The organism is Streptomyces krungchingensis, from assembly GCF_054729265.1.
In genome coordinates, this window is the sequence record NZ_JBPUKY010000001.1 from 3093222 (window position 1) to 3105974 (window position 12753).

The 12753-nt window shown below is 70.4% G+C and carries 11 protein-coding genes; 5 read left to right on the forward strand and 6 right to left on the reverse strand.

Annotated elements, in window-relative coordinates:
• Positions 1-45: 45 nt before the first annotated feature.
• The 4 genes from ACSYGO_RS13835 to ACSYGO_RS13850 form a co-directional block, all read right to left on the reverse strand.
• Positions 46-813 carry a nucleotidyltransferase domain-containing protein gene (locus ACSYGO_RS13835; RefSeq protein ID WP_460386781.1) on the reverse strand — a complete coding sequence of 256 codons (768 nt, stop codon included), beginning with the start codon at positions 811-813 and terminating at the stop codon, positions 46-48.
• Between the two features lie 46 nt (positions 814-859).
• Entirely contained in the window at positions 860-1966 is a 1107-nt protein-coding gene (locus tag ACSYGO_RS13840) for an amidohydrolase family protein (RefSeq protein WP_432189377.1), read from the reverse strand.
• 99 nt (positions 1967-2065) lie between these two features.
• On the reverse strand, positions 2066-2422 hold the full coding sequence (locus ACSYGO_RS13845; protein ID WP_426676074.1) for a hypothetical protein: 357 nt from the start codon (positions 2420-2422) through the stop codon (positions 2066-2068).
• Between the two features lie 95 nt (positions 2423-2517).
• On the reverse strand, positions 2518-3504 hold the full coding sequence (locus ACSYGO_RS13850) for a heme o synthase (protein WP_426676212.1): 987 nt from the start codon (positions 3502-3504) through the stop codon (positions 2518-2520).
• 355 nt (positions 3505-3859) lie between these two features.
• Here ACSYGO_RS13850 and tkt point away from each other — a divergent pair, with 355 nt between their 5' ends.
• Genes tkt through pgl form a run of 5 tightly spaced genes read left to right on the forward strand, consistent with a single transcriptional unit; the run spans position 3860 to position 10492 of the window.
• Entirely contained in the window at positions 3860-5947 is a 2088-nt protein-coding gene (gene tkt / locus ACSYGO_RS13855) for a transketolase (RefSeq protein WP_460386782.1), read from the forward strand.
• Positions 5948-5981: 34 nt separating this feature from the next.
• Positions 5982-7100, forward strand: coding sequence for a transaldolase (gene tal, locus ACSYGO_RS13860; protein ID WP_426676072.1), 1119 nt, complete (start codon positions 5982-5984; stop codon positions 7098-7100).
• A gap of 1 nt (position 7101) precedes the next feature.
• Entirely contained in the window at positions 7102-8628 is a 1527-nt protein-coding gene (gene zwf / locus ACSYGO_RS13865) for a glucose-6-phosphate dehydrogenase (RefSeq protein WP_426676211.1), read from the forward strand.
• Positions 8625-9713, forward strand: coding sequence for a glucose-6-phosphate dehydrogenase assembly protein OpcA (gene opcA, locus ACSYGO_RS13870; protein ID WP_460386784.1), 1089 nt, complete (start codon positions 8625-8627; stop codon positions 9711-9713). The genes zwf and opcA overlap by 4 nt, the downstream gene beginning before the upstream one ends.
• The gene (gene pgl, locus ACSYGO_RS13875) at positions 9710-10492 is read left to right on the forward strand and encodes a 6-phosphogluconolactonase (RefSeq protein WP_028803423.1); all 783 of its coding nucleotides are present in this window, start codon (positions 9710-9712) and stop codon (positions 10490-10492) included. Before opcA ends, pgl begins: the two co-directional genes overlap by 4 nt.
• Before the next feature lie 65 nt (positions 10493-10557).
• Here pgl and ACSYGO_RS13880 read toward each other — a convergent pair whose 3' ends face one another.
• Together ACSYGO_RS13880 and ACSYGO_RS13885 are read right to left on the reverse strand one after the other, a co-directional pair.
• On the reverse strand, positions 10558-11397 hold the full coding sequence (locus tag ACSYGO_RS13880; RefSeq protein WP_426676070.1) for a carbohydrate ABC transporter permease: 840 nt from the start codon (positions 11395-11397) through the stop codon (positions 10558-10560).
• On the reverse strand, positions 11394-12749 hold the full coding sequence (locus ACSYGO_RS13885; protein WP_435229680.1) for an ABC transporter permease: 1356 nt from the start codon (positions 12747-12749) through the stop codon (positions 11394-11396). The genes ACSYGO_RS13880 and ACSYGO_RS13885 overlap by 4 nt, the downstream gene beginning before the upstream one ends.
• Positions 12750-12753: the final 4 nt, after the last annotated feature.

The window sequence follows — 12753 nt, forward strand, 5'->3', positions numbered from 1 at the left end:
CGCGGCCCACGCGCACGTGGGCCGCGGGCCCTCGTCGGCGGGCCGTCAGCCCCGCGTGACGGGCTCGTACGCGGCCACCAGACCGTCGATCGCCGGGCCCAGAAAGCTCCGCGTCAGGCCGGCCCGCCGTGCCGCCCACCCGTCGTCGTGCGGCGCCGGGTCGCCGTAGCGCCGCCGCCGGATGTCGTCGACGACGACGCCGGGCGCGCCGAGATCCGGCAGCAGCTCCAGGGCCTCGCGCTTGGAGATCAGACGCCCGTCCTCCAGCGTGACCGTCGCCCGCGCGAAGGTGACCATGCCGAGGTCGACCCACACGTCCTGCTCCCACCGCCGGGCCTTGTCGAGCGCGGGCCGCCAGAACTCCTTCTGGTCGCGCACGACGAAGGCACGCAGCTCCGCGTCCGGCACGGGCGACAGCAGTTTCTCGGGCGGCTCACCGTGCAGGACGAGCCCGAACGCCTGGAGTTCGCGGCGCGTGACCGGGGTGACCGGCCGCCTCATCAGACCGTTGTGCGCCCAGGTGACGTGCGGCAGTCCCGCGCCGGCCGTGCTGCCGGGGGTCAGATAGCTGCAGTGCAGCTTCACGGCCAGCGGTTCGGCGGTGCGCAGACGCCGGTGCAGCCGGGTCAGTCCGCGCAGCGTGCGCAGCGTGACGGGCCCTTCCAGGACCGCGATCAGGTCGAGGTCGCTGTGCCCTTCCTGGTAGTCGCCCCCGGCCAGCGAGCCGTGCGCCCAGAGGGCGACCGGGGCGAAGGGGCGCAGATCGGTGCGGAAGCGGTCCAGTAACCGGGTGGTGGCGGCGTCGTCGGTCATCCGCACAGTCTGGAGTGCCCGCACCGGCCGGTGAAAGGGCGTGGCGCTATTCGACCCCGTAGACCCGCTGCGCGTTGCCCGCGGCGATCAGGCCGGCCACCCGCTGCGCGTCGGCCGGCGACCACGCGCCCTCGGCGACCCAGGTGCCGAACACCCGCGCCAGCGCGTCACGGAACAGCCGGGCACCCACCACGTGCAGCTCGGGCAGACCGTGCGCGCCGCTGGAGAACAGGAGCTTGCCGAAGGGTGCCAGCTCCAGGATCTCGGACAGGACGGCCGCCGCCCGCGCCCCGGTACGGACCAGGGCGGCGCCGAGGTCCGCGTACACGTGCGGGAAGACACCCGCGAGATGGGCCGCGTGCCGGTGGTACGGGTAGCCGTGCAGCAGGACGAGATCGGTGCCCAGGCCGGCCGTGGCGCGCACGAAGTCCGTGAGCAGGACCGGGTCCGTACGGTCGATGCGCAGGCCCGGTTCGCCGAGGCCGGCGTGGAGTTGCAGGGGCAGGCCCGAGGCGACCGCGATCCACAGCAGATGGCGCAGCAGCACCGGATCGCTGAGCGTCCCGCCCACGCGGCGGCCGGCCAGCCAGCGTCCCGCGGCGCCCCGCACCTCCCCGGGGCCGGGCGGTTCCGGTGCGAGCGACAGACCGTGCCGCACTCCGGCCACGGAGGTGAAGGCCACCGCGTTCCCGGCGGCCCCGTGCACGGACTCGGCGAGATTGGCGAGAAAGGACTCGACGGTGCCGGAGGTGTCGGCGACCTGCTCGGCGAGCAGCTCCAGCCGGACGATCTCGTGTGCCCGGGCGGCGCCCGCGGAGGCCATCTCACCGGGTCCGGTGAGGTCGCCGGGCAGTCCGGTGTCCACGAGATAGGTCGTGATGCCGCTGCCGCGCAGCAGTCTGCGGCCCGACTCCAGAACGCCGAGCTCGCGCCGCCGCGCGAGATAGCGGGCCGGCGGGCAGTGCGGTTCCAGGCCCAGCAGGGGTGGACACCAGCGGCGTACGGCGAAGCCCGTCTGGGTGTCGAAGAAGGTGGTGCCGGGGGCCGGCGGCCCCTCGGTCCGGGCAAGGTGGGCCTCGAACGTGCCGAGGCCCAGCTCCGTCCTCAGTACGCCGTGGCAGTACTGGTCCACGAGGGACGGCGTTTCGATCATCCGGACTCCCGCGACTGGACCGTGGCTTCTCAGGTCCTAACGGGTGAACCGGGTGTCAGGTGTTGCTCTCGCACACCCCGTACGAACGGTCGACGGTTGTCAGCCGTTGCTCGGTCCGCCGACCTGGATGCCCGCCATCCGCGTCCACTCGTACCGGCCGGTCCTCACCTTGGCGGCGAACTCCCCGTCGAACTCCTCGTGGACGGTGATCCCGGCCTTCTGCACGGCCTGCTCGGCGATGGCGTAGGTGGGTGCCACGAGGTCGCCCCAGTCGCCGTCCTCGCCGACGAGGACGATCCGGGCGCCCTTCTGCCCGATGTACGCGACCTGTCCCTCGGCCCCGCCGTGCTCCTTGGAGAACGCGGAGATCCGCTGGGCGAGCTTGGCCGCCTTGCGCTCGGCCTTGGCGTCCTGGACGGCGCCGTTGCTCTCGTCAACCTGCTGCGTGTCTGCCATGGCCAGGATGCTACCGACGGGTAGATCGAACGGCGACGGGTGGGGTGCGTGGCTTTGGCCACGCACCCCACCCGTGGTGTGTCGTCAGTGGGGAATCAGCGCAGGAAGGGGTCGACCGCGACGGCGACGAAGAGGATCGAGACGTAGGTGATGGACCAGTGGAACAGGCGCATCTCCTTGAGCTTCGCGCCCGTCACCTCGGCCTTGGCACGGTTCTGCAGACCGTGCGCCTCCCACAGCCAGAACCCGCCGGCCGCGAGGGCCACCGCGGTGTAGAACCAGCCGGTGTAGCCGAGCGGGGTGAGCAGCAGGGAGACCACGACCATCACCCAGCTGTAGAGGACGATCTGGCGGGCGACCACCTTGTTGCTGGCGACGACCGGCAGCATGGGCACGCCCACGCGCGCGTAGTCCTCCTTGACCTTCATGGACAGCGGCCAGTAGTGCGGCGGCGTCCAGAAGAACATGACGAGGAAGAGGATGACCGGCGCCCACGACATGGAGTTCGTGACGGACGACCAGCCGATGAGCACCGGCAGACAGCCCGCGATGCCGCCCCACACGATGTTCTGCGACGTACGGCGCTTGAGGATCATCGTGTAGACGACGACGTAGAAGAGGAGCGCGCCGAGCGACAGCCACGCCGACAGCCAGTTGACGGTGAGGCCGAACAGCAGGGTCGAGACGACCGCCAGCGTGACTCCGAAGGCGAGACACTCGCGCGGGCTCACCATGCCGGTGACCAGCGGGCGCTGCGAGGTGCGCTCCATCAGGGCGTCGATGTCACGGTCGATGTACATGTTCAGCGCGTTGGCGCCGCCCGCGGACAGATAACCGCCGAGGCAGGTGAGAAGCACCAGCTTCAGATCGGGCACACCCTGCTGGGCCAAGAACATCACCGGAACGGTGGTGATCAGCAGCAGTTCGATGATGCGCGGCTTGGTCAGCGCCACGAACGCTTTCACGCGGGCCCCGAACGGCTGCCGGCCCCGGCTGCTGCTGGACTCGAGCTCCCCCGCGGCCTCGAGGGCGCGGGAGGTGCCCACACCCGCTGGACGGGATTCGACGGCCGTCACGCACACCCCTGACAGAGACATCCCAGCAAGCCTCCCCGTGTGAAGTCCCGGTAAAGGCTCGCGCGTACCACGCCACTGTAGACGTTGCCCAGACCCCGACATTCGCGGGGGTGGGGTCGTGTTGGGCGGCGCCGCTGGAAGAGCCGAGCGGCACTCGATTGAGCACTCGGACGAGCGGCTCCGTATTCAGTTGCCGGACACGGATCGGCCCAGTCGGGAGGCGGATCCCGAAGAGTCCCGGCAGTCTGGAATGACTCGAAAAAACGCACGTACTTACGGGGGTAGGCTCGACAACGCCGGTGGGCGCCCAGTGCACCGGTATTCGACATGCGTGACATGTGGAGAGGAGCCCTGACCCAGGGTGAGCACCAAGCCGACCACCACAGACCTGGACTGGACCGAGCTGGACCAGCGGGCCGTGGACACCGCCCGCGTCCTGGCCGCCGATGCCGTACAGAAGGTCGGCAACGGCCATCCCGGTACGGCGATGAGCCTGGCTCCGGCCGCGTACACCCTCTTCCAGAAGGTGATGCGACACGACCCCGCGGACCCCGAGTGGGTCGGGCGAGACCGGTTCGTGCTGTCCGCGGGCCACTCGTCCCTGACGCTCTACACGCAGCTCTACCTGGCCGGCTTCGGCCTCGAGCTGGAGGACCTGGAGTCGTTCCGCACCTGGGGCTCCAAGACCCCCGGCCACCCGGAGTACGGGCACACGAAGGGCGTCGAGACGACGACCGGCCCGCTCGGCCAGGGTGTCGCCAACGCCGTGGGCATGGCGATGGCCTCCCGTTACGAGCGCGGTCTGTTCGACCCGGACGCCGCGCAGGGCGAGTCGCCCTTCGACCACTTCATCTACTGCATCGCCGGTGACGGCTGCCTCCAGGAAGGCATCTCCGCCGAGGCGTCCTCGATGGCCGGCCACCAGGAGCTCGGCAACCTGATCCTGCTGTGGGACGACAACCACATCTCGATCGAGGGCGACACGGAGACCGCGGTCTCCGAGGACACGGTCAAGCGGTACGAGGCGTACGGCTGGCACGTGCAGCGCGTGGCCCCGAAGCCGGACGGCGACCTGGACCCGCACGCGATCTACAACGCCATCGAGGCCGCGAAGAAGGTGACCGACAAGCCGTCGTTCATCGCGATGCGCTCGATCATCGCCTGGCCCGCCCCGAACGCGCAGAACACCGAGGCCGCGCACGGCTCGGCGCTCGGCGCCGACGAGGTCGCGGCCACCAAGCGCGTCCTGGGCTTCGACCCGGAGAAGTCGTTCGACGTCTCCGAGCAGGTCCTCGCCCACACGCGCGGGGCGCTCGACCGGGGCCGTGAGGCCAAGGCCGAGTGGGAGAAGGGCTTCGCCGCCTGGCGTACCGCCAGCCCGGAGCGCGCGGCCGAGTTCGACCGCATCTCCGCGGCCGAGCTGCCGACGGGCTGGGAGGAGAAGCTCCCGCTCTTCGAGGCGGGCAAGGGCCTGGCCACGCGTGCCGCGTCCGGCAAGGTCCTCCAGGCGCTCGGTGCCGTCATCCCCGAGCTGTGGGGCGGCTCCGCCGACCTGGCCGGCTCGAACAACACGACCATCGACAAGACGTCGTCGTTCCTGCCGGCGGACAATCCGCTGCCGGAGGCGAACCCGTACGGCCGCACGATCCACTTCGGTATTCGTGAGCATTCGATGGCCGCGGAGATGAACGGAATCACGCTGCACGGCAATACCCGTGTGTACGGCGGTACGTTCCTCACCTTCTCGGACTACATGCGCAACTCGGTGCGCCTCTCCGCGCTGATGCACCTGCCGGTCACGTACGTGTGGACGCACGACTCGATCGGTCTGGGCGAGGACGGCCCGACCCACCAGCCGGTCGAGCACATCGCCTCGCTGCGCGCCATCCCGGGTCTGAACGTCGTCCGTCCCGCCGACGCGAACGAGACCGCGATCGCGTGGCGCGAGATCCTCAAGCGCTACACGAAGGTGTTCGGCAAGGGCGCCCCGCACGGCCTGGTGCTGACCCGCCAGGGCGTGCCGACGTACGAGCCGAACGAGGGTGCCGCCAAGGGCGGTTACGTGCTGTTCGAGGCCGAGGGCGGCGCTCCCGAGGTCATCCTGATCGCCACCGGTTCCGAGGTGCACGTCGCGGTGGAGGCGCGCGAGCAGCTCCAGGCCGCGGGCGTCCCGACGCGGGTCGTGTCCATGCCGTCGGTGGAGTGGTTCGACGAGCAGGACCAGGGGTACCGGGACAGCGTCCTGCCGCCGTCGGTGAAGGCGCGGGTCGCGATCGAGGCGGGTATCGGTCTGACGTGGCACCGCTTCGTCGGGGACGCCGGCCGCATTGTTTCGCTGGAGCACTTCGGCGCTTCGGCCGACGGCAAGGTGCTCTTCCGCGAATACGGATTCACTGCCGAGAACGTCGCCGCCGCCGCACAGGAATCGATCGCCGCAGCCCAGCGCTGACGCTGAAATACGACACGTAGGAGATGCAATTTCCATGACAGACGCACTCAAGCGCCTCTCCGAGGAAGGCGTCGCGATCTGGCTGGACGACCTGTCGCGCAAGCGGATCACGTCCGGCAATCTCGCGGAGCTGATCGACCAGCAGCACGTCGTCGGCGTCACCACCAACCCGTCGATCTTCCAGAAGGCGATCAGCAGCGGTGACGGTTACGAGCAGCAGCTCGCGGACCTCGCCGCCCGCAAGGTGACCGTCGAAGAAGCCATCCGCATGATCACGACGGCGGACGTCCGTGACGCCGCCGACATCCTGCGCCCGGTCTTCGACGCGACCGGCGGCCAGGACGGCCGGGTGTCGATCGAGGTCGACCCGCGTCTGGCGCACAACACGAAGGCGACCGTCGCCGAGGCCAAGCAGCTGGCCTGGCTGGTGGACCGTCCCAACACCCTGATCAAGATCCCGGCCACCAGGGCGGGCCTCCCGGCGATCACCGAGACGATCGGCCTCGGCATCAGCGTCAACGTCACGCTGATCTTCTCGCTGGAGCGCTACCGCGAGGTGATGGACGCCTACATCGCCGGTCTGGAGAAGGCCCGCGAGCGGGGTCTGGACCTGTCGAAGATCCACTCCGTGGCGTCCTTCTTCGTGTCCCGCGTGGACACCGAGATCGACAAGCGCATCGACGCGCTGGGCACCGACGAGGCCAAGGCCGCCCGCGGCAAGGCCGGCGTCGCCAACGCGCGGCTCGCCTACGAGGCGTACGAGGAGGTCTTCTCCTCCGACCGCTGGGCGGCCCTGGACAAGGCGCAGGCCAACAAGCAGCGTCCGCTGTGGGCCTCCACCGGTGTCAAGGACAAGGCGTACAAGGACACTCTGTACGTGGACGAGCTGGTGGCGCCGAACACGGTGAACACCATGCCGGAGGCCACTCTGCTGGCCACCGAGGACCACGGGCAGATCAGGGGCAACGCGATCGCCGGTACGTACGAGCAGGCCCGCGCCGAACTCGACGCGGTCGAGAAGCTCGGGATCTCGTACGACGAAGTGGTCCAGCTCCTGGAGGACGAGGGCGTCGAGAAGTTCGAGGCGTCCTGGAACGACCTGCTCAAGTCGACCGAGGCGGAGCTTGAGCGCCTCGCCCCGTCGGAGGGCTGAAATCTTGTCGAGCAGCAATCCGCTGCGTGACCCCGCAGACCGACGGCTCCCGCGTATCGCGGGGCCGTCGGGCCTGGTCATCTTCGGCGTCACGGGCGATTTGTCACGTAAAAAGCTGATGCCCGCGGTGTACGACCTCGCCAACCGGGGTCTGCTGCCGCCGGGCTTCTCGCTCGTCGGCTTCGCACGCCGCGAGTGGGCCAACGAGGACTTCGCCCAGGAGGTCCACGACGCCGTCAAGGAGCACGCCCGCACGCCCTTCCGCGAGGAGGTCTGGCAGCAGCTGGTCCAGGGCATGCGCTTCGTGCAGGGCACCTTCGACGACGACGACGCCTTCGAACGGCTGCGCTCCACGATCGAGGAGCTCGACAAGGCACAGGGCACGGGCGGCAACTTCGCCTTCTACCTGTCGGTGCCGCCGAAGTCGTTCCCCGTGGTGATCCAGCAGCTGAAGAAGCACCGGCTCGCCGACCAGGAGAACGGTTCCTGGCGCCGCGCGGTCATCGAGAAGCCCTTCGGCCACGACCTCAAGTCGGCCGAGGAGCTCAACAAGGTCGTCCACGAGGTCTTCGCCTCGGACCAGGTCTTCCGTATCGACCACTACCTGGGCAAGGAGACGGTCCAGAACATCCTGGCCCTGCGGTTCGCCAACACGATGTTCGAGCCGATCTGGAACCGGTCCTTCGTGGACCATGTGCAGATCACGATGGCCGAGGACATCGGCATCGGCGGCCGGGCCGGCTACTACGACGGCATCGGCGCGGCCCGTGACGTCATCCAGAACCATCTGCTCCAGCTGATGGCGCTGACCGCCATGGAGGAGCCCGCCTCCTTCGACGCGGACGCGCTGGCCGCGGAGAAGACCAAGGTCCTCGGCGCGGTCCGGCTGCCCAAGGACCTGGGCAAGCACACCGTGCGCGGGCAGTACGCGGCCGGCTGGCAGGGCGGCGAGAAGGTCACCGGCTACCTCCAGGAAGACGGCATCGACGCCAAGTCGAAGACCGACACGTACGCGGCGGTCAAGCTGGGCGTGGACAACCGCCGCTGGGCGGGCGTCCCCTTCTATCTGCGCACCGGCAAGCGTCTGGGCCGTCGCGTCACCGAGATCGCGGTCGTCTTCCAGCGCGCCCCGCACTCCCCCTTCGACACCACGGCCACCGAGGAGCTCGGGCAGAACGCGATCGTCATCCGCGTCCAGCCGGACGAGGGCGTCACGGTCCGCTTCGGCTCGAAGGTCCCCGGCACCTCGATGGAGATCCGGGACGTGTCCATGGACTTCGCCTACGGCGAGTCGTTCACGGAGTCGAGCCCGGAGGCGTACGAGCGGCTGATCCTGGACGTGCTGCTCGGCGACTCGAACCTCTTCCCGCGCACCGAGGAGGTCGAGCTGTCCTGGAAGATCCTCGACCCGATCGAGGAGTACTGGGACCGGCACGGCAAGCCCGCGCAGTACCCGGCGGGCACCTGGGGGCCCGTCGAGGCCGACGACATGCTCGAGCGAGACGGACGGAGCTGGCGTCGCCCATGAAGACCGACCTCACGGACACCACGGCCAGCAAGATCAACAAGGCGCTGGTGCAGGGCCGCCGTGCCATCGGCACACCGGCCGTCGGCATGGTGCTCACCCTCGTCATCGTCACCGACGAGGAGAACGCCTACGACGCCCTGAAGGCAGCGAACGACGCCTCGCGCGAGCACCCCTCGCGCACCCTGGTCGTCATCAAGCGGGTCTCGCGCTCCCCCCGCGACCGCACCAAGTCACGGCTCGACGCCGAGGTGCGGCTCGGGGCGGAGGCGGGCACCGGTGAGACGGTGGTGCTGCGCCTGTACGGCGAGGTCGCCGACCACGCCGACTCCGTGGTCCTGCCGCTGCTGCTGCCGGACGCGCCGGTCGTCGTGTGGTGGCCGGTGAACGCGCCGCTGGACCCGGCCAAGGACCCGCTGGGCGCGCTCGGCCAACGCCGGGTGACGGACACCTACGCGGCCGAGTCACCGGTACGGGAGCTGAGCGCCCGCGCCGACGCGTACACCCCCGGTGACACGGACCTGTCGTGGACCCGCATCACGCCCTGGCGTTCGATGCTGGCCGCGGCCCTGGACCAGGTCTCCTGCGAGGTGGAGGCCGTGGAGGTGGAGGGCGAGGAGTTCAACCCGAGCTGCGAGCTGCTCGCCATGTGGCTGGCGAACCGCCTCGACGTGCCCGTCACGCGCTCCGTGTCCTCCGGTCCCGGCCTCACCGGTGTCCGGCTGGGCACGAGCTGTGGCCCGATCGTCCTGGACCGCGCCGACGGCACCCTGGCGACCCTGTCCATCCACGGGCAGCCCGACCGTGCCGTGGCGCTCAAGCGCCGCGACACCTCCGAGCTGATCGCGGAGGAGCTGCGCCGTCTCGACCCGGACGACACGTACGCCTCGGCGCTCCGCTACGGGGTGGACCGGCTGAACGTGGACGGCGCGGCCGACGAGGGGGTCCCCGCCCCGGCCGGGACCACCACGAAGGCGCCCGCCGCCAAGTCGCCCGCGGCCAAGGCCCCCGCCGGGAGGAGCGGCTCGGCCGCGGCGAAGAAGGCCACCGCCAAGAGGGTCCCGGCGAGGAAGGCGGCGGCCGAGTGAGTACTCCCCAGCTCGTCGTGCACCGCGACAAGGAGCTGATGGCCCAGGCCGCCGCGGCCCGGCTGATCACCAAGGTGGTGGACGCGCAGGCCTCCCGCGGTTACGCGTCGGTGGTGCTCACGGGCGGCCGCAACGGCAACGGGCTGCTCGCGGCGCTCGCCGCCGCGCCCGCCCGGGACGCCGTCGACTGGGGACGTATCGACCTGTGGTGGGGAGACGAGCGGTTCCTGCCCGAGGGCGACCCGGACCGCAACGACACCCAGGCCCGTGCGGCGCTCCTCGACTCGGTGCCGCTGGACCCGGCCCGGGTGCATCCGATGCCCACGTCGGACGGCCCGTACGGCGCCGACGCGGACGCGGCTGCGGAGGCGTACGCCGCCGAGCTCGCCAAGGCCGCGGGACCGGAGAACCACGGTGCGGTGCCGACGTTCGACGTCCTCATGCTGGGCGTCGGGCCGGACACCCATGTGGCCTCGCTCTTCCCGGAGCTGCCCGCGGTGCGGGAGACGGAGCGGACGGTGGTCGGCGTGCACGGTGCACCCAAGCCGCCGCCGACCCGGATCTCGCTGACCCTGCCCGCGATCAGGTCCGCGCGCGAGGTGTGGCTGCTGGCCGCCGGCGAGGACAAGGCGCAGGCCGCCGCCATCGCGCTGTCGGGAGCGGGTGAGATCCAGGCCCCGGCCGCCGGGGCTCACGGCCGCTCCCGCACGCTGTGGCTCCTGGACGCGGCGGCCGCCTCGCAGCTGCCGCGCTCGCTGTACCCGCCGGCTTCGGCATGACACGGGGGCGGCGGAGGGGTTCATCCCCCTCCGCCGCCCCACCGGCCGAGTGACCCGCGACCGGGTCACTTGACCGACCCGGCCATCACCCCCTGCACGAAGTGCCGCTGGAAGGCGAAGAACACGATCACCGGCACCACCAGCGACAGGAACGCGCCGGGCGCGAGCACATCGATGTTGCTGCCGAACTGCCGTATCTGGGACTGGAGTTCCACGGTCAGTGGTTGCGAGGAGCTGTCGGCGAAGAGCAGCGCGACGAGCATGTCGTTCCACACCCACAGGAACTGGAAGATCGCCAGGCTGGCGATCGCCGGGCGGCCGACCGGCAGGACGAGCCGCGTGAAGATGCGCCACTCGGTGCCGCCGTCCATGCGCGCCGCCTCCAGCATCTCCCGCGGCATCTCGGCGAAGTAGTTCCGCAGCAGGAAGATGGCGAACGGCAGCCCGTAGGAGACGTGGAAGAGGACGACTCCGGGGATCGTGCCGAACAGCCCCAGCTCACCGAAGAGTTTGGCCACCGGCAGCAGGCCGATCTGCACCGGCACCACCAGCAGGGCCACCACGAGCAGGAAGAGCGGCTCCCGGCCGGGGAACTCCAGCCAGGCGAAGGCGTATCCGGCGAGTGCGGCGATGACGACGACGAGGAACGTGGCAGGGACCGAGATCAGTACCGTGTTCCAGAAGGCCTGCGTCATGCCCGCGTTGCCCAGCAGCGCCGAGTAGTTGTCGAAGGACAGCCGGCCCGGTTCGGCCAGCGCGGTCCACCAGCCGCCCTTCGCGGTGTCCTGGGCGGATCGCAGCGAGGACAGGAACAGCCCGGCGAGCGGGGTGAGCCAGATCAGCCCCACCACCACGAGGAACGCCTGCACCAGGCTGTTGCCGAGCCCTCGCCTGAGCGCGTTCATCGTTGACTCCCTCGGAAGCGGCGGACGTTGAAGACCATGGCGGGGATGACGAGGAGCAGGAGCAGCACTCCGAGCGCGCTGCCCAGCCCTTGGTCGTTGCCCCCGCCGAAGGACACCAGCCACATCTGGGTCGCGAGCACGGTGGCGTCCTCCTGCACCGGGCCCGGCGCGATGATGTAGACGAGGTCGAAGACCTTCATCACGTTGATCACGAGGGTCACGAAGACCACGGTGAGGACGGGCCCGAGGAGCGGCACGGTGATCCGGCGGAAGACCTGCCACTCGTTCGCGCCGTCCATCCGCGCCGCCTCCAGCGCGTCGCGCGGCAGCGAGGCGAGGCCCGCCCCGATCAGCACCATGGCGAATCCGGTCCAGATCCACAGGTAGGCGCCGATGATGGCGGGGGTGACGAGCGCGGGCCCGAGCCAGGAGATCCCGTCGTACGGCGGGGCGAAGTTCGACGCCGGCAGCCGCAGGGCGTACGAGCCGGAGTCCAGGCCGCCGAAGCGGAAGGAGCCGTCGGCCGCCGTGGTGGTGCTCGCGACCGTCCTCCCGTCGCGCACGGCCTCGACCTCGATGCCGGGCAGCCCGCTCTCCTTCTTGTCGACCTTGCCCTGCTCCCCTCCCCCGCCGCGCGTGAAGTCCAGGTAGACGACGCCGCGCAGTTCGTCCGGAGCGGCCTTCCGCACGGCCGCCGGGTAGGCGGGCCGTGCGTCCCCGGGAAGGTCGTCGGCGAGGACACCGACCAGCCCGAGGTCGACCGCGTGACCGGGCGACGCGGCGGCGGTGCGGTAGGAGCCGTCGGCCCCCTTGGTCAGGCCCTGGCCGTCGCGGGCACGGGCGGTCGGGTAGGACGAGGTGCCCTTGAAGGCGTCGTGCACGGAGACGACAGCCGCATTCAGGACGCCCTTGTCGGGGTCCTCGTCGTAGGCGAGCCGGAAGATGATGCCCGCGGCGAGGAAGGAGACCGCCATCGGCATGAAGAGCAGCAGCTTGAAGGCCGTGGCCCAGCGGACCTTCTCGACCAGCACGGCGAGGATCAGGCCCAGGGCCGTCAGCAGCGCCGGCGCCACGACCACCCAGATGGTGGTGTTGCGGATGGCCTTGATCGTGGCGGGGTCGTGGAACATCGCGCTGTAGTTGTCGCCGCCCACGAACCGGGTGCCCGAGGCGTCGAAGAAGCTGCGCCCCACGGAGAACAGCACCGGGTAGACGACCAGGGCACCGAGCAGGAGCAGCGCCGGGAAGACGAACGCGATCGCGATGATCCGGCCGCGGCGGCGGGCCCGGCGCCTGCGGTCGGCCATGCCGACGGGCGGGGGGCTTGCCTCTTTCAGGAGCGTGGCGGTCACGTCG